This is a genomic window from Chitinophaga pendula (assembly GCF_020386615.1).
GTDB classification, from domain to species: domain Bacteria; phylum Bacteroidota; class Bacteroidia; order Chitinophagales; family Chitinophagaceae; genus Chitinophaga; species Chitinophaga pendula.
The window spans coordinates 2,810,370-2,833,552 of sequence record NZ_CP077769.1 but is presented as its reverse complement, the minus strand read 5'-3'; the positions used below and the strand labels follow the sequence as shown (position 1 = coordinate 2,833,552).

Here is a 23,183-nt window from a genome sequence, read left to right as displayed (position 1 = left end):
ATGGACCTACAAGAGATTTTACGTGCGTTAAGGGCAAAGGAAATCAGCGTGGAACAAGCCAAAGCCCTCATGAAGCAGGCCCCGTCATCACAAACATCGTCAACCCCGGCTCCGGTAAAAGAGGGCGCCAACGGCCAGCTACGGACCGTCGTCTCCCCGGAGCAAAGCCTGCTATCCGGCATGAGTAATAATATAGCAGATGGCGATAAGATCGCCATCGTAGGTATGTCCGGCCGATATCCTGAAGCAGCCGATCTGCAGGAATTCTGGCAAAACTTACAGGAGGGTAAAGACTCCGTAAAAGAGATCACACCAGACAGATGGGACGTAACACAATACTATGCCCCCGGACCCTACCAACCTGGCAAAACCTACTGCAAATGGTTAGGCATGCTGGATGATATCGATTGCTTCGACCCCCTCTTCTTTAATATATCACCTGCAGAAGCAGAACTGATGGACCCCCAGCATCGCATCTTTCTGCAGGAAGCCTATAAAGCTTTCGAAGATGCCGGGTATGATCAGACCGCTTTAAATAATAGTAATTGCGGGGTGTACCTAGGCATCATGAGTAATGAATATGGTATCCTCCTGCAGCAACAACAGCACGAAGCCACTAACGCTACCGGCAACAGCTTCGCCATAGCAGCATCCCGTATTTCATACTACCTCAACTTAAAAGGCCCCGCTATATCAATAGATACCGCCTGCTCTTCCTCACTCGTAGCACTACACCTCGCATCACAGGCCTTGTTGAATGGCGAGATCGAAATGGCACTGGTAGGCGGTGTCACCTTATACCTGCTACCAGAAGCTTTTATCAGCATGTCCAGCGCCGGAATGTTGTCCGCTGATGGTAAGTGTAAGACCTTCGATAACAGCGCTAATGGATTTGTGCCGGGAGAAGGTGCGGGCGTACTCGTGCTTAAACGTTTAAAAGATGCCATCGCTGATCATGACCACATCTATGGCGTCGTAATAGGATCAGGGATCAATCAGGATGGTAAAACAAATGGTATCACAGCTCCTAGCGCCAAAAGCCAGATGGAACTGGAAAGAGCCGTCTACAAACGATATCATATAGATCCTGCCAGCATTAGCTATGTCGAAATGCATGGCACCGGCACCAAACTGGGAGATCCCATCGAACTCGATGCGTTGTCCAGCGTCTACAAAGAGTTTACCGGCAAAAAACACTACTGCGCCATAGGTGCCGTCAAATCCAATATTGGCCATATCTCCGCAGCTGCAGGCATCGCCGGGATACAGAAAGTACTGCTGTCAATGCAACAGCGACAACTGCCACCATCGCTGCACTTCACCACGGAAAATGAACATTTTAACTTCTCCGATAGCCCCTTCTATGTGAATACAAAGCTGCAAGCCTGGGAACCTGCCCACGAACAGCTGCGCCGTGCCGCTGTCAGCTCCTTTGGTTTCAGCGGCACCAATGCCCATCTGGTTATAGAAGAATATATACAGCCCACCAGCGAAATAACCGGTCAGCCGCAGCTATTTGTACTATCTGCCCAAAGCCGGGAACAATTGCATACCTATGCACATAACTTACAATCCCATATAGTTGCCGCTCCCGCCCTGAACCTCCTGGATGTCGCCTACACCTTGCAGATAGGACGAGAAGCATTATCACATCGCCTGGTAATACTGGCGGCTGACAGGCAGGAACTGCTAGATGGACTGTCAGCGTTCATATCAGGTAAAAAAAACACACAGGTATGGACCGCTGTTGTGAAAAAAGAATCCCCGTCAGAAGAAGAGGAAGACGGCGATGAAATATTACACAACTGGTTGAATAAACGGAAATGGAAAAAATTAGCAGCGTGGTGGGTGAAAGGTGGGCTCATCGATTGGAAAACGTTATACACGGAAACAACACCATACAAAGTAAGCCTGCCGGTATATCCATTTGCAAAAGAACGATATTGGGCGCCCGCAAAAGGAGCCGCCAATAATATTAATCGCTTCGTATCAATACCACCGGTTACTCCCGCAACCCCCGATGCTACCGCTGCTTTGTATACAGAACAATGGCAACCGGCTACCGATGCACAGGATGCAACAGCCTATCCAAAAGGTATGATCTGCATCGTCAACACGACAGAGACAGAGAAATTAGTGAAAGAGACAATAGGCAACACAATACCCATAGCCTTCGCCAGAAATACAGGTGCGGAAGATAGCCTGGAAGAAACATTACAGACCATTATCCGCAACACTAACCAATGGGATACCATTTGGGATCTCCGGACATTTGAACAGCCATCCCGTATCAGCGACTTTAAATACCCCTTGCAGCTGTTGCAGGCCTTACACAAAGGCAAAATAAACGTAAAGTACATACTGGTAGCGTTGGCACCGGCAACCGCGTTGGAAGAATGTTATGCAGATGCATACATCGGCTTCGAAAGATCCCTGTCACTGATACTACCATCGGTGAATGTGAGCATAGGTATTACAACCGCCATGACCGCAAAAGAGGCGATACAGGCCCATTGGCGGGCTGCCGGCAACCCGGCAGAAAGCTACTGGTACAAGAGTGGAAAACGTCATGTAAGCCGCATCACCCCCGTGACTACACCGTCCCGTACACCGGCATTCAAAGCGGGTAAAACCTACCTGATAACAGGTGGAACAGGAGAACTGGGCAGTGCCGTCGCTCGTCATATTGCCGCCGGTACAAAAGCAAACCTGATCCTGACCGGCAGAGGCAGCCTGGATCAGCCGCGTCACAATCTACTCCAGGAACTGCAAATCCTGGGGAGTGAAGTCCTGTATATACAGGCCGATAGCAGCGATGCCACTGCAATGACAACGGGTCTCCTGGAAGCAAAAGAACGTTTCGGTACCGTACATGGCGTAGTTCACGCAGCGGGCATTGTCACAGCTACAGATGTATTGAATAACGATATAGAAGGGTTCGAAAAAGTACTCAAATCCAAGATCCACGCCACATTACTACTGGATGAATTGTTCGCTGGCGCACAACCGGAATTCGTTTGCTATTTCTCCTCCTCAGCAGCTATCCTAGGCGATTTCGGCAGCTGTAACTATGCCATCGGTAATCGCTTTCAGCTGGCATATGCCCAATATCGTAATGAACTACATCCCCAAAGCCGCACATTAGCCATCAGCTGGCCACTATGGCAGGGTAGTGGCATGCAACTGGGTACCGAAGACAGCACAACACTCTACCTGAAAAGCAGTGGACAGGCAGCACTGCCTCCGGCCACAGCACTCACACTATTGGATACATTGTTCGCTCTCCCGGGCGCCGCATACCTGGTAATGCATGGCCAGCAACAAAAGATAGCACAGATACTGGGCCTGTCGGAAACAGTCGCCGTAAGTAATACTCCGCTGCAACATACCGGCAAAGGCAGAAAAAAAGAAATGAAAGGATGGGAACTGGATGTCTGTGTAGCCTGGGACCTCAAGAATATTATCTGTAACATACTAAAAGTAGCTCGGGAAAAACTGGGCACAAAAGATAACCTCGCCGACTTCGGATTCGACTCCATCAGCCTCGCTACTTTCGCACGCGAACTAAGTGGCTACTATGAATTGGAAATTACACCGGCCTTATTTTTTGGCTATACCACCATCGAGAAATTAGCGGGATACCTGCTGGAAGAATATCCGGCTGTAATGGCAGAATTCTATGCAGCAGGTACCAACGCAGAACCATTGCTGGCAGGTTCGGCCAGGGCAGGCAATACTACCCGGCAAACTACATCGCAACCCACAGCAGGTGATAACAATAAGGAAACATCTTCCGCTCAGGAAAAGATCGCCATTATCGGTATCAGCGGCATATTCCCCCAGGCAGCCAACGTCGAACAGCTGTGGAAAATGCTCGAACAGGGCACAAATGCTGTTACAGAAATACCGGCAGACAGGTTTAACTGGCAGGACTATTACGGAGATATTACAACAGATAGCACCAAAACAAACAGCAAATGGTGCGGAACTATTCCTGGCATCCGGGAATTCGATCCGCTCTTTTTCAACATCTCCCCATTGGAAGCAACAGGCATGGACCCACGCCAGCGCCTGTTATTACAGGAGGCCTGGAAAGCACTGGAAGATGCCGGCTATGGAGAACAAAGAGTGAATACCAGCCGTATAGGTATGTTCGTAGGCGTAGAAGAGGGCGATTTTGGCTTATTAGCGGCCCAGCAGGAGGTAGGAGTTACCTCCAACCATACCGGTATATTGGCCGCCAGGTTAGCCTACTTTATGAACTTCTCCGGTCCCGTAATGGCGATCAATACCGCTTGCTCCTCCGGACTCGTCGCCGCACACCAAGCGTGTAACAGCCTCCGCAATGGAGAGTGTGAAGTAGCCATCGCCGCCGGCGTTAACCTCATGATCACACCTTTACCCTTTGTAAGCATGGGACAGGCAGGCATGTTGTCCCCCGATGGCAAATGTTACGCATTCGACCAACGTGCCAACGGGATGGTGCCGGGAGAAGCAGTAGTAGCTGTCGTACTAAAACCGCTTTCCCGCGCAGAGGCCGACGGAGATCCCATATATGGTGTCATCGCTGCCAGTGGTATCAACTACGATGGCAAAAGCAATGGCATCACCGCTCCTAACGGTAACGCACAGGCCGAACTATTCAAAAACGTATACAAACAACACAAAATAGATCCGGCAACCATCGGTTATATCGTAACACATGGTACCGGAACTAAACTGGGAGACCCGATCGAGATCAACGCACTCTATGAGGCGTTTACCACTTTGACAGATAAACAGCATTATTGCGCGTTGACATCTTCCAAGTCTAACTTCGGGCACACCTTCGCCGCCTCAGGCCTCCTAAGCCTCGTCAACCTGCTGAAAGCAATGCAACATCAGCAGATACCGGCCACTTTACATTGCGAATCAGAAAGTGATTACATCCAGTGGAAAAAAAGCCCGTTCTACATTAACAAAACAAATAATTACTGGCCGGCAGATAACAATGGACTACGCCGCGGAGCCGTCAATGCTTTCGGTATGAGTGGCACCAATGCTCATATGGTAATAGATAACTATACCCGCCTGGCCACCACCCCGGTATATAACTATCCATACTATATCCTGCCCTTATCCGCAAAGACAACCGTGGCCCTTCGCCAAAAAGCACAAGACCTGCTCAACTTCCTGAAAACGCATAATACATCAGACAATAACCTCGCCGCCATCAGCCATACACTACAGGATGGCCGTTTCCATTTTGAGCATCGTTGTACAATGGTAGTAGATAGCATAGATGCCTTACTACACCTGCTCGAACAAATAGCTGCCGGAAACAGAGAGATAATACCCAACCTTTCACATGGCGTCCTGCAACCAGACTTTACCGTTCAGCCAGCATTGAAAGATTATGCGCAGGATATGCTACTCCAAAGCCGCCTGCAACTGCAACAACCGGAAAAATACCGCGAAACACTAAATGCCCTCGGCGCACTCTATTGCCAGGGGTACCTGTTGAACTGGCATATCCTGTTCGATGGACAACAACCTCCGCGCATCAGCCTGCCGGCATATCCCTTCGCCAGGAACGAATACTGGCTGGATATCCCCGCCGGACAACCGTTACAGGTAAATCAAATACTGCCGGGTAAAAAAACAAATGAAACACCTCCCGGAGATCCTGCACCAGCAAGTGTACATCTGATACCCGCATGGAATAGAATAAATGAAGAGGCAAGAGCCGCTGTTACACGTTATAACCGGCAACATAAAGTATTGCTGCTGGCTGCTGGTAACAGCCATAACACATGGCTGACTCAATACTATGACGAAGTACATACCCTCACAATACAACCCGCCGATGACATCGATACCATCCGGGAAAAGCTGTCCGCTTTACCGGTAATACAACATATCTATTGGATACTGCCAGCGGGCAATGACATAGTATCTGCAGACTACCTGGTAAACGCACAACAAAATGGGGTCGTTCAGGGCTTTAAAATGGTAAAAGCATTATTGCAGTTAGGGTATGATGCACGCGATATCAAATGGGATATTATTACCTCGCAGGCATTGACACTGCATCCAGGCGATCCTGCTGATCCCGCACACGCAGCCGTACATGGATGGGCAGGATCCCTGGCAAAAGAATATCCGCATTGGAAAATAAGGATACTGGATATGGAACAGGCCCAACCCTGGGATGTTTCCACATTGCAGTCCTTGCAGGATCACTCCTCCGGAGAAACCGTGATACGCCGTAACAATACCTGGTACAGACAACAATTACTTCCCTTGCGCCAGGCGCCCCAATACAATCACAATCCGGCATACAGGAAAGGTGGCGTTTATGTAGTACTGGGTGGAGCAGGTGGAATAGGAGAAGTATGGACACGCTATATGATAACCCATTACCAGGCACAGATCATCTGGATAGGAAGAAGGCAAGCGGACGATACAACCGTCACAGACAAACTAAATACATTCCCGGCGGAAGGGCTCCGGCCATACTATATCTCAGCGGATGCCACTGATAAGACCGCTCTTCAGCAGGCCTACGAAAAAATTAAAACTGTCTTCGGTACCGTACATGGTATCGTACATGCAGCCATCACACTGGCAGATCGCAGCATCGCCAATATGAGCCTTGAAGAACTGGAAACAGTACTGTTCGCTAAAGTAGCCACCAGCGCCTACCTGGTCGAACAGTTCGCTGGAGAACCCCTAGAATTGCTGCTGTTCTTCTCCGCAATGAATGCATTCGGCCGCCCCGCCGGACAAAGTAATTACGTAGCCGGCTGTACCTTCAAAGATGCCTTCGCCACCACGTGCGCACAAAAATTCCCGGGCCGCGTAAAGATTATCAACTGGGGCTTCTGGGGACATGTAGGAATTGTAGCTACCCAGACATATCGCGATATCATGCAACAAGCCGGCATAGGTTCTATTGAACCTCCGGAAGCATTGGAAGCAATAAACCTGCTTTGCAATATCCCCACCCCGCAGGCAGGCTTTATTAAAACAACTGCCCATAATAGCCTTGCAAACACATCCCCCGGCGACCAGCTCACCATACTGCCAGACCAACCAACACACCCGTCAGCGCAATCCATAGCCGCAGGCATCAGCGTAAACATTACACCCTTACAGGAAGCAGAAAAAGCAACCGCAGCAGATGCCGCAACACTGGGAAATACCTTACATCGCTTGTTGTTTGCACAGCTGAAAGCAATAGGACTGTTCCGGCAGAACAATGTATCAACTGCTCAGTTATATGCTAACGTCAGCGACAAGTATCATCGCTGGCTAGATGAAACCGTACGCGTTTTAAATCAGGCAGACATACTGGAAGTAAAAGGAGACTACTATCATATCAAAGTGGAACAAGAGGAAGATGCAGCGACTATATGGGAGCAATGGGAACAATATAGAACACAATGGGAGCAAAACCCCGCGTTGAAAGCCCAGGTAAAACTACTCTCCGCTACCCTGAAGGCACTGCCCGGAATACTGACAGGCAAACTGGCAGCTACAGATATTATCTTCCCCGATGCTTCAATGGACCTGGTAGAAGATATCTACCAGCATAACATCGCTTCCGATTTTTATAATGACGTAGTAGCAGACAGCGTAGTAGCATACCTGGATGCCCGCCTGCAACAACAGCCCGATGCCAGGCTGCAGATTATCGAAATCGGCGCTGGTACCGGTGGTACCAGTGCCCGGGTATTTGCTAAACTAGATGCTTATAAGCAACATATCGCCCGATATACCTATACCGACATCTCCAAAGCATTCCTCTTACATGCAGAAACAGCTTATAAGGCAGACGCACCCTATCTCGAAGGTCAACTCTTTAACGTCGAAGAACCATTGCAGGGGCAAAAAGTGATCCCAGGTAGTTATGACATAGTAATCGCAACCAACGTATTACATGCAACCCGCGATATCGCAAATACCCTTCGTAATGTAAAAGCTTGCTTGCATAAAGAAGGACTCCTGATCCTCAATGAACTGATCAGTAATAACCTGCTCAGCCACCTCACCTTCGGACTACTGGATGGCTGGTGGAAATATGAAGACACCGCCATACGTATTCCGGGATGCCCCGGCCTATCCGTAGCGGGCTGGCACCAGGTGCTGGACGAAGAAGGTTTTACGGATATCGCACTGCCGGCACAGCACCTCCTGCCATGGGGCCAGCAGGTGTTACTGGCAATCAGCAATGGATACATCCGCCAGCAGATCCCCGCCGGCAATAGCAGCGAATCCACTGAAATAATGCCCGCAACGGATACCGTGGCGGCCCCGCAATACCCGAATACAGGAGGCACAACCGTCATCAGCGGGCAGATGTTGAAAGAACAGGTACGATTGGTAATACATGAAAGCCTGTCAGCGTCACTGAAGATCAATACAGCAGATATACAAGACCACCTGAGCTTCTCAGCCTACGGTGTAGATTCCATTATTGCTGTGAAGTTTGTTAACCAGCTGCGTAAACAACTGGAACTGAAACTACAGACAACCATACTGTTTGACTATAATAACGTCAACGAACTGACGGCCCATCTGGTAGCAGAATATGGCGAAGCATTAAGTAGCAGACCTCTCGCTGGCGCCATAACAGCAACACCAGCCGGAAATATAACAACACAGGGTGTACCCATTGTCCGCCAGGAAGAAAAGACATCGGTGGCTTCATCTACAGCCAATAGAGAAGAACCGATCGCCATTATCGGTATTAGCGGTCGCTACGCCCAAAGTGATACACCGGAAGAATTCTGGCAACATATTGCCGCTGGAAACGAACTGATCACCGGCGTAACACGCTGGGATATCGATCGTTACTATGACGCTGCTGGAGTAGAAGCCGCTAATCGTTGTAGAACCGGCGGATTCTTAAATGAAATAGATCACTTCGATCCTGCTTTCTTTAATATCACAGGGCTCGAAGCAACCTACATGGAACCACAGCAACGTATATTCCTCGAAGAGTCCTGGAAGGCATTGGAAGATGCAGGATATGTAGGCGAACATATTGCAGGACGCAAATGTGGAGTGTACCTGGGATGCCATGCTGGTGACTACTCCCGACTGCTGGGTGCCGAATTGCCACCGCAGGCCTTCTGGGGTAACGCAGCGGCAGTCATTCCTGCACGTATCGCTTACTATCTCAATCTCCAGGGCCCGGCTATCGCCATAGATACCGCCTGCTCCAGCTCCCTCGTAGCAATACACCTGGCAAGCCAGGCCCTGAAAGCAGGAGAAATAGAATACGCCGTCGCCGGTGGCGTATTCATACAGTGTACCCCCGGATTCTACCTCTCCAGCGGCCATGCCGGTATGTTATCACCTACCGGTCATTGTTATACTTTCGATGACCGCGCCGATGGATTTGTTCCGGGAGAAGGAGTAGGAGTCGTGATATTAAAGCGATTGAAAGATGCCCTCGCCGCAGGCGACCATATCTACGGAGTAATAAAAGGCAGCGCTATCAACCAGGATGGCGCTACCAACGGTATCACTGCACCAAGCGCCAGATCCCAGGAACAACTCGAGCTGGAAGTATACCGCAACGCTAATATTGACCCTGCTACCGTACAGCTGGTAGAAGCACATGGTACCGCTACAAGATTAGGCGATCCCATCGAATTCAACGCACTCACAAAAGCATTCGGCCAGTATACCGACAAGAATAATTACTGCGCAATAGGTGCCGTAAAAACAAATATCGGCCATACCTCCGCTGCCGCCGGTGTCGCAGGCTTACTCAAGATTCTCCTGGCTTTTAAACATGAACAACTACCTCCGTCCCTGCATTTCGAAACAGGAAATACCAACATCGACTTTTCAGATAGCCCCTTTTATGTAAATACACAATTGCGTCCCTGGAATACAGCATCCGACAACCCCAAACGGGCACTCCTCAGCGCCTTCGGATTCAGCGGTACCAATGGCCATCTGTTGATAGAAGAAGCGCCGCCGCAAAAACGGATTACAACGGCCAACCCGGCATATCTCGTTACGCTGAGTGCACGTACCGCCGCACAATTAGTACAACAGGCCACCAATCTGCTCCACTATCTGGAGCAATCACCTGCCGCGTCTTTGGAAGACATCAGTTATACCTTACTGGCAGGAAGGAAACACTTCAATCACCGCCTGGCTTGTGTCGTTAGATCAAATGAAGAACTCACCAGTCTGCTGCAAAAATGGATAGCTAAATCCCGCGTACCCCAGATATATACCGCCGTAATACAGGAACAGGAAAAAAGAGAACAGGCCACTATAAAGAAATATGGGAACGAATGTATACAACAACTCTCAACAGGAAATAAACCGGTATCCGAGTACCTGGAGCTCCTGGCTACTGTTGCAGATCTGTACGTACAGGGATACACGCTCAACTATACGGGGCTGTTTAGCACAGGCAACCCCGGACGTATCTCCTTACCAGGATATCCATTCTCCAGACAACATTACTGGATACCCGACAACGCCCTGAACAAAGACTTCCTCGATCCTTCCAGGCTCATACCCGTAGCACCAAAACAACTGTCGCTCGTATTGACACCCCATTGGAAAAACGAAATAGCGACTGGATATCCTGGTGCTACCGCTTATGTACAACACCATGTCTTTACAGTAGGAGGAGAAGAGACTACCTGGTCGGCACTGAAAGAGAGCGTACCCACGGTGGCCTTCCATCAGCTTGCCACACATGTTGAAGACCTGGCCGAAGCATTCACGTCAGATTGCCTCCAAGTATTCAGCACGATAAAGGAAATATTATCAGATAAACAAAGCACCAGGGTACTGATACAAATATTACTGCCGGAAGATGGCATATGGAAAACCTGGGCCGGACTGAGTGGATTATTGAAAACAGCGGGACTGGAAAACCCCAGGATAATATCCCAGCTGATCACCATCCCGGCTCAGAGTACACCGGCACAAATCGCGGCGATCTTGGAAGAAAATAAAGGTGCTCAAAAAGATAATGATATACGATACGATGAGCGGGGTAGAAATATACAGCGTTGGACAGTAGCCTCCAATCATACCGCGGCACCACTGATATGGAAGTCCAATGGGGTCTACCTGCTTACAGGTGGCGCCGGTGGTATCGGCTTGCATGTCGCCAGGGAGATCGCATCCAAAGCTCCGCAAGCCACCGTACTGTTGACGGGCAGAAGCATACTGTCAGCAGAGAAAACAGAAACGATCCGCAAATTGGGAAGGAACGTAGTATATAAACAGGCCGATGTGACCGATGAACAGGCGGTAAAGCAACTACTGGAAGATTGTACAGCGGCCTACGGTACCCTGACCGGCGTCATCCACAGCGCAGGTGTCATTAACGATAACTTCCTCCTGAAAAAAGAAGCGCACATATTCAGAAAAGTACTGGCACCTAAAGTAAAAGGGCTGACATTACTGGATCATTACACCAGGGATATGCACCTGGACTGCTTTATCGTATTCTCCGCTGGTGCCGGCGTATCCGGTAATCTCGGCCAGGGAGACTACGCTGCCGCCAACGCTTTTATGGATGCCTTCATCACCTGGAGGAACGAAAGGGTACAGAAAGGAGAACGATATGGAAGAGCATTGTCAGTAAGCTGGCCCCTTTGGAAAGAGGGGGGCATGCAGGTAGATGAAATTACGGCAGAAAGATTGCTGGAAGGCGGACATACCGCACTGGAGACGGCCGATGGAATCCGATGCCTGTATGAAAGCTGGACCACCGGCGCTAGCCACACATTGGTAATAGCAGGACATGCTGAGCAACTGCAGCAATATACCTCCGCATCCGCTCGCCCGTCAACAACCGCAGCAACTAACCTCACCGCCCGGGAATTACAGGAGGCCGTACTGCTTCAACTCAAACAACTACTTAGCGAACACCTCCGTATTGACGCTTCCAAAATAGAAGGAGATGAGCCGTTCGAGAGCTATGGCATAGATTCTATCATGATCACTCGCCTCAACAGAGAACTGGAAAAAATCTTCGGTGAGATATCCAAAACATTGTTCTTTGAATACCAATACCTACGTGAACTGGCAGATCATTTCGCTACAGACTATCCACAGAAAAGCCGCCACTGGGTACAGCCAGACACCACTAATGAACTGGCCGTAAACGGATTATTACCGGTAGCCGACACACGTACAGCAAAGGGGACCGCCAACCCAACAGTTAAATATTCACACGACAATCACGAACCAATCGCCATTATCGGCATCAGCGGTCGATATCCACAGGCAGATAACCTCAATGCCTATTGGAATAATCTTAAAGATGGCAAAAGCAGTATCACCGAAGTACCTGCAGATCGCTGGTCAATGGATGGGTTCTTCCATCCGGACCCGGATACCGCCGTGAAAGAGGGAAAGAGTTATAGTAAATGGGGCGGTTTCGTAAACGACTTTGCCGCCTTTGATCCGCTCTTCTTCAACATATCTCCACTGGAAGCAATGAGCATGGACCCTCAGGAAAGACTATTCCTGGAAACCTGCTGGCACGTACTCGAAGATGCCGGATATACCCGGGAAGCATTGGCGATAAAACATGACAGAAGGGTAGGAGTATTCGCTGGCATTACCAAGACCGGTTTCGATCTCTACGGACCTGCTTTGTGGGAAAAAGGAGAAAAAATATTTCCCCATACTTCTTTCAGCTCAGTGGCCAATCGCATCTCCTACTTGCTTAACCTCCAGGGCCCCAGCATGCCGGTCGATACAATGTGTTCTTCGTCATTGACAGCCATCCATGAAGCTTGTGAACATCTCCTGAGAGGCGCTTGTGAATTGGCCATCGCAGGTGGCGTAAACCTATATCTACATCCTTCCAGCTATAAGGCACTTAGCGCCCAGCGAATGCTGGCCACCACCGATGAGTGCCGCAGCTTCGGAGCCAACGCTGATGGCTTCGTACCCGGAGAAGGTGTAGGAAGTGTCCTCCTGAAACGTTTGTCACAGGCAGAAGCAGATGGAGACCATATATACGCCATCATCCGCAGTACTAATATCAATCATGGTGGCAAAACCAATGGATACAGCGTCCCTAACCCCGTAGCCCAGGGAGCCCTTATCCTCGAAACATTGAAAAAAGGAAAAATAGATGCAAGAGCAGTAAGTTATATAGAAGCCCATGGTACCGGTACCGCACTGGGCGATCCCATAGAAATAAAAGGTCTGACACAGGCATTCCAGCACGATACCGCTGAAACGCAGTATTGCGCACTGGGGTCCGTAAAGAGTAATATAGGACATCTGGAAGCAGCAGCAGGCATCGCCGCACTGACTAAAACAGTATTGCAACTCCAGCACAAACAACTGGTGCCCAGCCTGCATGCTGCCGTACTGAACGAAAACATCCGCTTCCATCAAACGCCTTTCACCTTACAACAAACATTGGGCGACTGGCAACCGCCCGTATGGTCCGCCGACGGTCAGCAACACAGCGCCCCGCGCATAGCAGGCATATCCTCCTTCGGCGCAGGTGGCTCCAACGCCCATATACTGGTGGAAGAATATCGCTCCGCCGAACTGCAGGAAATACAACTCAACCACCCGCTGGTGATCGTCTGCTCCGCTAAAGAAACAGATAGGTTATATGTAGTAGCTGCACAGCTATTGCAGGCACTGGAAGAAAATAATTACACTGATGTACATCTGCCGTATATCGCCTATACTTTGCAGACCGGCAGGGAAGCAATGGAAGAACGACTCGCAATAGTGACGACTGGTCTGCAGCACCTGAAGCAAACATTGCGCGACTTCCTGGATAACGTCAGCAATGAAAATAGCTTCACCGGACGCATCACCAAACCCCTGCCCGCATTAACCTCATATCAAGGCAACGAACAGCAGCGTATCGCCGCCGCCTGGGTAAATGGACATGCCCATTATTGGGAAGACCAATACCCGTCAGGAATAAATCGCCGCATCAGTCTACCTGGGTATCCTTTCGCCCGTGAACGCTATTGGATCGACGAAATACTTGGCTTTAACAACAGAACATTATCAACTTCCGCGGATACTACTGCAATGCAACTAACCCCAACACCCGCTCCCATAGCTAATCTGGACGCAGATACGCTGCTGCTGCAACCTGTCTGGAAAGAACAACCTTCCTCGGATACAACCAGCAACAACCCCGGCGTACATATAGTATTATGTGACCCTTCCGTATGGCTGGTCAAAACATTAGGAGAAAAACTGCCGGCAACAAAAGTATTGTCACTGCCGGGAACACTCAGCGATGTAGCCACCCGCTATATGACAGATGCCATCTCTCTGTTCACTTACGTACAGCAACTCCTGACAGAAAAAAATACAGAACAGATACTGGTACAACTGCTCATCACAGACAATACCCCGACTGCCGGACTCTTGAGTGGCTTGATAGGTGTATTGAAAACCGCCCACCTGGAAAACCCCCGCATAAAAGGACAGCTGCTGCTGATGGAAGATGATCCGTCCCCCGCATTGATCACGGAACGGTTGCAGCGCGAAGTGAAAACCGGAGACATCGCCATCCGCTATGCTGCTGGTAAAAGATGGATACAAGAGTGGATCACAGCTGACACAACATCTGCAGGAGAACTACCCTGGAAAACGGGCGGTGTTTACCTGATCACAGGAGGAGCAGGAGGAATCGGCTTACAACTGGCGACAGCCATCACAACGGCTGTGTCGGCAGTAACGATCATACTGAGTGGCCGCTCTGTACTGTCAGCATCCAGACAAGCCTTACTTAAAAAATACGCCCAACAAGGGGCAACAGTCGTATATCAACAGATGGATATTACCGATCCGCTCGCCGTTCATAGCCTGATCGATCATATTACAACTACCTACGGAAAACTCAATGGTATCATCCATAGCGCAGGTATCATAGCAGATGACTTCATCATCCGTAAGAACACCGCCACCTTTGAAAAAGTAGCAGCACCCAAAGTGAAAGGCATCGTCTTATTAGATGAAGCAACAAGACATCTCGAACTGGATTGGTTAATTAGCTGCTCCTCCGCATCAGCGATATTTGGGAACGCCGGACAGGCAGATTACGCGTCCGCAAATGCATTCATGGATGCCTATGCCATTTATCGCAATAACCTGGTAGCCGCCGGAAAGAGAACAGGCCGCTCCTTGTCGATGAACTGGCCGCTGTGGAAAGATGGCGGGATGCAGGTGGATGAAGCCACCCTCCGGGAACTGAAAAACAGCGGGATGCAACTATTGGAAACAACAGCTGCAGTAACCGCCCTCCGCCAGGCCCTTGCTACTGGCAATAGCCAGATACTCGTACTTTGCGGACAACCGGACCTGCTGAAAGCCAGCCTTACACCTGAAGAGCAACCTAAACAGGTAGCCGGCAACCAGGACCGGAAAGTAGACCTGTCAGTACTAAAAGAAAAAACAGTCTATGCCCTGAAACAACTCCTAGGTAAACAAATACGACTGAACGTATCGCGTATAAAGGCAGATGAACCGCTGGAAAATTATGGCATCGACTCCATCCTGATCACACACCTTAACCAGGAACTCACTGCCATATTCGGTAAGATACCTAAAACACTGTTTTTCGAATACCATACATTGAACGCGCTGGCCGATTATTTCATCGGCGCATGGCCCGATGCTACGCAACAATGGACGGGTGGAACGCCCGCCAGCGAACCGTTGGCGATACCACAAAAACAGATAACAGTAGCGGCACCGCGTCCGGAAACCAAACCGGCTCCTCGCATCGTGCAACCAGATCATTTACAGGAACCCATTGCCATCATTGGTATGACAGGCAGATACCCACAGGCAGATAACTTACAGGCCTACTGGGAAAACCTTCGGAATGGAAAACATTGCATAACAGAGATACCGGCAGATAGATGGGATGGAGACCAATATTATGAAAAAGATATTGATACGGCAGTAGAACAGGGAAAGAGCTATAGCAAATGGGGCGGATTTGTAAACGACTTCGCCGCTTTTGATCCGGTATTCTTTAACCTGTCCCCACGGGAAGCCCGCGATATGGACCCCCAGGAACGACTCTTCATCGAAAGTTGCTGGCTGGTACTGGAAGATGCCGGGTACACCAGGAAATTACTGGCCGAAAAACACCAGCACAGTGTAGGCGTATTCGCAGGCATCACCAAGACCGGCTTCGAACTATATGGACCGGACCTGTGGCGCAGAGGTGAAAAGTTGTATCCACATACCTCTTTCAGCTCAGTAGCCAACCGGATATCTTATCTGCTGAACCTCCGTGGTCCCAGTATGCCGATCGACACCATGTGCTCTTCCTCGCTCACAGCGATACACGAAGCGTGCGAACACCTGCTGAGAGGCGAATGCGAACTGGCCATCGCCGGTGGCGTCAATCTATATGTACATCCTGCTACCTACGTCGTATTAAGCTCGCAACGCATGCTCGCTGCCAGCGACAAATGCCGGAGCTTCGGCGCCGGAGGAGATGGCTTCGTACCGGGCGAAGGAGTAGGCACCGTACTACTCAAACGGTTATCCCAGGCAGAAGCAGATGGTGACCATATATATGCCGTAATAAGAAGCAGCGCCATCAACCACGGAGGTAAAACAAATGGTTATACCGTCCCCAACCCGGCCGCACAAAGCGAACTGGTGAGAAAAGCAATAGATAAAGCAGGCATCAACGCACGGCATATCAGCTACATAGAAGCCCATGGTACCGGTACCGTATTAGGCGATCCCATCGAGATCAACGGACTGACACAGGCCTTCGAAAAAGATACCGCCGATAAAGGATATTGTGCCATCGCCTCGGTCAAAAGCAATATAGGCCATCTGGAAGCAGCAGCGGGTATCGCCGGACTCACCAAAATAGTCCTGCAGCTACAACATGGCATGATCGCACCTTCCCTCCATGCACAGACACTAAATAGTAACATCGATTTTGAAGCGTCTCCTTTTGTTGTACAGCAGCAGGCATCAGACTGGCCACAGCCGGAAATAAATGGTCAAAAATGGCCAAGGATAGCTGGTATATCCTCCTTCGGTGCCGGTGGTGCCAACGCACATGTCATCATTCAAGAATATATACCTGCCACAACAACCGTTAATAATAACAGACCTGTTATCGTTACATTATCAGCCCGCACACCGGAACGACTGCTCGTTAAAGCCACACAACTGAAAAATGCAATCGCGGACTACACAGAAAATGACCTGGCCGCCATCGCATATACACTCCAGGAAGGAAGAGAAGATATGGAAGAACGCCTGGCCATCGTAGCCGAAAATATAGTCGTCCTGCAACAACGCCTGGCAGAGTTCCTGTCTACCTCAGATGAAGGATATCAGGTATTCCGTGGACAAACAAAAAAGAAGAAAGATGCTGGTAACGAGCTGCTCGATGAAGATGCAGCCCTGCTGCTCAACAACTGGTTGCATACACAGAAATATGGCAAAATAGCGGCTGCCTGGGCTAATGGAATGGAAATAAACTGGACATTACTGTACAATGACCAATTCCCTCGTCGCATTTCCCTGCCGGGATATCCCTTCCTGCGCGAACGCTATTGGATACCTGATTCCTCTTTACAAACCGTGTCACCGGTAAAAGGTACAATAGAACATAGCCTGCCTGTACTAACAGTACCTGACCTGCAGGAAATAGCCATCAACCCGGCCAAACCACAGGGTATCACATTAGGAAGTACCCGGGCGTTTGATGAGATAACAACAGCATCTCCTGCCGTTTCACGTACATTATCCACCATAGCAACCCATCAAGACCTGGCGGAATACCTGCCTCCGCTGAGCACCGGGACGGTCTACACAGTAGATGGATTGGAACAGGAATTGGCCGCCAGCCTGGCAGAGATACTACTATTGCCCGTAGAGGCTGTTGAACCAGAAAAGAGTTTTATCGATATGGGCCTGGACTCCATCGTAGGTGTAGAATGGATACGAGGCATCAACAAAAAATATAATGTCAATATACCGGCGACGAAAGTATACGACTATCCGACCATCGTCGAATTCGCAGCATTCCTCCAGGAAAAATTAGGAGGCATTGCCACCCCTGCACAGGTGGTTCACCAACAAAGGACAGCCGGAAGCTCACCGGCACCATTGCCGGCAGTAGCATTAACAACAGCACCGCCGGTAACAACACACCACCTGGATACCCTGATGATATCACTATCACAAAGCCTGGCAGAAGCACTATGCCTCGATGTAACAGGGATTGACCCGGAAAAGCCGTTCATCGATATGGGCCTCGACTCAATAGTTGGTGTCGAATGGATCAGGGTCATCAATCGAAAATACCTGCTAAACCTTCCCGCTACCAAAGTATACGACTATCCGACCCTGACAGAATTCAGTGCTTACATAGCCAGTCAGCTGAATGGACAACTGCCGGAACATCATCCGGCCGAAAGTAACATAACAACACCTGTTCAATCGCCGACAGCACCCGTACACATAGCCGCATTGCAACAGGTACTTATCGAAACGCTGGCACAGGCGCTTTGCCTCGAACCACATCAGATTGACCCGGAGAAACCGTTCATCGATATGGGACTAGACTCAATAGTAGGCGTGGAATGGATTAGGCAACTGAATAAATTGTACAACACCAACATACCGGCTACCAAAGTATACGACCATCCCACCATACTGGAATTCGAAAACTATTATGTCAACGAGATACAACCGGCAGAAAACATCGCAGCCCCGCCGATACCATTACCAACGCTCGCAACCACGCCATCACCTGCACCATGGCAAATAAAGATCGAACAACAGCCTGAAGTACTGCCGGCTCCAACTCCTTTGCCAGCAGAGGGTAGCTATGGGCTGGTGATAAATACCGTGCAGACATTGGAAGAACTGCAGTGGAAACCCTGGCCGATACCTGAACCGGGAAAAGATGAAGTGACCATCCGCGTGATGGCCTCCGCAATCAATTTCCCCGATACCATGTGTGTACGAGGTCTGTATCCTACCATGCCGGGGTATCCGTTCGTACCTGGCTTCGAAGTAGCAGGTATCATCAGTAAAGTAGGCAGCGCCGTAAGGAACCTGCGCGAAGGCGATGCGGTAGTAGCACTCACAGGAGCGCATCTCGGTGGTCATGCGGGCTATGTCAACGCACATGCAGAAAATGTAGCCATCAAACCTGTCAATATCAGCTTTGAAGAAGTATGTAGCCTGCCCGTAGTATTCGGTACCGTACAATATGCGTTCGAACTGGGTAAACTGTCAAAAGATGAAAAAGTTCTCATACATACCGCCACCGGAGGTTGTGGCCTGATAGGTTTACAACTGGCCCATTTAAAAGGGGCCGAAATATATGCCAGCGCTGGCAAAGCCCATAAACTGGACCTGCTCCGGCAACTGGGCGTAAGGGAAGCCTTCAATTATAAAGGCGCTTTTGACCAGGACCTCATGAGAAGCACATATGGAAAAGGAATGGACGTCGTACTGAATATGCTGCCGGGAGAAGCCATACAAAAAGGCATCAACAGCCTCGGCGCAAATGGCCGGTACCTCGAACTGGCAGTACATGGCCTCAAAACAAGTCCTAAACTCGACCTGTCACGCTTGCTGAAAAACCAATCCATTCATAGCATCGATCTCAGACAACTGAGCTTCCGGAATGAATTCGCCGGCAGACATATGCTTCAGGAAATGGTCAACAGCCTCGCTACCGGCGACATCGTGCCCATCGTATCCCGCGTATATCCACTGCAACAGGTAAGAGAAGCATTGCAGTTCGTCGATAAAGGAGAACATATCGGTAAAGTAGTCCTAAGCCACCAGGCAAAACACATGCAGGACTACACAGAAACTTTGGTACTCAAACTTCAACAACAAAAACAACGGGCCGCACAACAAGCCCCGCGTCAGTCCGTAACAGTACCGGTAACCACACATACAGCACCCGTAGCAAACCTTATAGATGGTATCGCCGTGATCGGTATGAGTGGACAGTTCCCCCAAGCTACCAACTTGGACATATACTGGCAGAACCTGCGGAATGGAAAAGACTGCGTAACAGAAGTGCCAGCCACACGTTGGTCCGTCGATAAATACTACGATGCAGACATCCAGGCGGAAGGAAAAACCAATAGCAAATGGATGGGCGTACTCCGGGATGCCGACAAATTTGATCCGCTATTCTTCAACATATCTCCCGCAGAGGCAGAACGGATGGACCCGCAGCAACGCCTGTTCCTGGAAAGCTGCTGGCATTGTATAGAAGATGCCGGTCTCCGGCCTGCCGCCCTATCAGGTAGCCGCTGTGGCGTATTTGTAGGCTGCGCAGCAGGAGACTACGGACAGGGTGCAGAAAAACAGGGATTGAATGCACAGGGACTGGTCGGTGGTGCTACCTCCATCCTCAGCGCCCGTATATCCTATCTCCTGAACCTCAAAGGCCCCTGCCTCGCTATCGACACCGCTTGCTCCTCTACATTGGTAGCAATAGCCGAAGCATGTAACAGCCTCCTGTTAGAGGGCAGCGACATCGCACTGGCAGGTGGCGTATGCGTAACAGCAGGCCCCATGAGCCACATCCTGACCAGCAAAGCAGGCATGCTGTCAGCTACCGGCCACTGCTATACGTTCGACGATAGGGCAGATGGCTTCGTCCCCGGAGAAGGAGTAGGTGTCGTGTTGTTAAAGCGACTGAAAGATGCAGAACGCGATGGCGACAGGATATATGGCGTAATTAAAGGATGGGGCATCAACCAGGATGGCAAAACCAATGGGATCACCGCTCCCAGCGTTAAATCACAGATCGCCCTCGAACAGGATGTTTACAGCCGGTTTAAGATAGACCCGGCCACCATCACCATGTTAGAAGCGCATGGAACCGCCACACAGTTGGGAGATCCGATCGAAGTGGAAGCTTTAATAGCAGCATTCAAAAAATTCACCTCCCGGCAATCCTACTGCGCACTGGGCTCCGTAAAAAGTAACCTGGGACACATGCTCACAGCAGCAGGCGCAGGAAGCTTTATTAAAGTATTACTTTCCCTGCAGCATAAAGAAATACCCCCGACCATACATTTCAATAAACTGAATCCGCATATCACCTTATCCGAAAGCCCGTTCTTTATCAATACCACATTACGCAACTGGGATACACCTGATGGAACACCCAGACGGGCCGCCGTCAGCGCATTCGGTTTCAGCGGCACCAACGCCCACATCGTAGTGGAAGAATATCCCGCCGCCACCCAACTACAACCGGTAGCAAAAAAAACCGTATTGTCAACATTGTTTCCGCTGTCAGCCAGGACTGAAGAACGCCTGAAAACATATGCGGAAAATTTGCTGCAATACCTGCAACAGGAAAATGTCAGCCTACCCTCCCTGGCCTTTACTTTACAGCGCGGACGTGATGCAATGATCCACCGGCTGGCACTGATAGCAGACACACAGGAAACATTGCAGCATACAATTGAAAAATATCTTGCGGGTCAGAGCGATCAACATTGGATAAGCGGCCAGGTAATAAGAGGCCAGAAAGCACAGATCGCATCAGATGAACTTACCCACTGGCTGGAAAAAGAAAAGATAATACCTGTTGCTCAACGCTGGGCAGATGGCGCAACCATCGCCTGGGAAGAACACTATCCCAAACCAACACCAGCATTGATAAGCGCTCCGGTATACCCCTTCGCCCGTGAAAGCTACTGGCTAAGTGAAGCGATTATACTGGCAGATAATCAGGACAATAACTCCCCGACAACTGAAGTGTTACATCCATTGCTGCATCGGAATATTTCAGATACCCAGGCACTTCGTTTTACGACAGTGTTTAACAATACCTCGGCTTTAAAGGATACTCGCGGCCTCGGCTACCTGGAAATGATGATCGCCGCAGGGAAAATATTACAACATCAACTATCCGGTAACGTTACAGTAACAAACATCGCCTGGGCCACCCCACTACCAGAAAAAACAACATCGCTCGAATTGCAGACATCCGCCTATCCCGATACCGGCAACAGCCTGGTACTGGATATACATACCGTAGAGGGCGTAGTGACCTGCCAGGGAGTGATCCGCTTCAATGAAGTTACAGCCCCCGAAAAGATAGATGTCGCTGTTATTCAGGCTGATAAGGCAACCGCAGCGGCACTAACCGGATTTTCAATAGAGAAGAAACAGGATGGTACTATACTTCCATTGGAATGGCTGCAACAGCTGGGAGAGGCATTAAATAAACATATCGGAAATGTATATCCGGCCTCATTGCAGGAATTAACACTCTCCGCAAATACACCTGATGCCGGCTGGATCTATATACATAACATCACAGCCCTAGAAGAAGGATACATATTGGACATAAATAGCTGTAACCTGGATGGACAGGTATATGCTACTTGCAAACAACTGGTCGTAAAGCCTGCCGATAATACCGTCTCAACGGTGCTGCTGGCTCCGGATTTCTTACCGGCAACAAACACAGTCGAAAAGACATATGAGAAACGGCTGTTGGTATTCATCAGCAATGACGAGGCCTTGGAAGCTGAAGTGAGTTCAGAGATGCACGATACAGAAGTGCTGGTTTTCAATGAGACGGGACCACTTGCTGATCGTTATACTACAGCTGCCATTGCCTTATATGAAAAAATAAAAGCGTTGCTGAGCAGCGAAAAGAAAGGCAGCGTCTGCATACAACTGGCTACCATACAGGACGGAAGTGCCGGCGTATTTACAGGATTATCCGGATTGTTGAAAACAGCACAGCTGGAAAACCCCGCGTTGATAACACAGATAGTTACTACAAATACCATCCTCAATGCACGCGACTGGGCGTCATTGCTAAATAAGGCTATAACTATACCGCAAACCTATATACGCTGGGAAAATAACACCCTGCTTGCCCAACAATGGAATGAGTTGACAGATACGCCAGCCATATCGATACCTTGGAAAAACAGAGGCGTATATCTGATCACTGGCGGTATCGGAGGACTAGGACTGATATTTGCGAACGCTATCGTTGCGGATGCAAAAGATACAACGCTCATACTCACTGGAAGGTCTGCATGCTCAGCAGAGAAAACCGCATGGTTGGAAAAGCTGCGCACAACCGGCGCTATAGTAGAATATCACCAGGCCGACATTACAGATGAAACAGCAGTGAAAGAACTGATCCGTCATATAATCGGCACTTACGG

1 protein-coding gene (only partly in view) is annotated in these 23,183 nt (G+C 49.7%); it reads left to right on the top strand.

The features are described from left to right. Nucleotides 1-23,183 carry the 5' portion of an SDR family NAD(P)-dependent oxidoreductase gene (locus tag KTO58_RS09985; RefSeq protein ID WP_307728977.1) on the top strand. Its footprint extends 17,470 nt past the window's final position, so the window shows 23,183 of its 40,653 coding nt (coding positions 1-23,183); its start codon is at nt 1-3; its stop codon lies beyond the right edge, outside the window.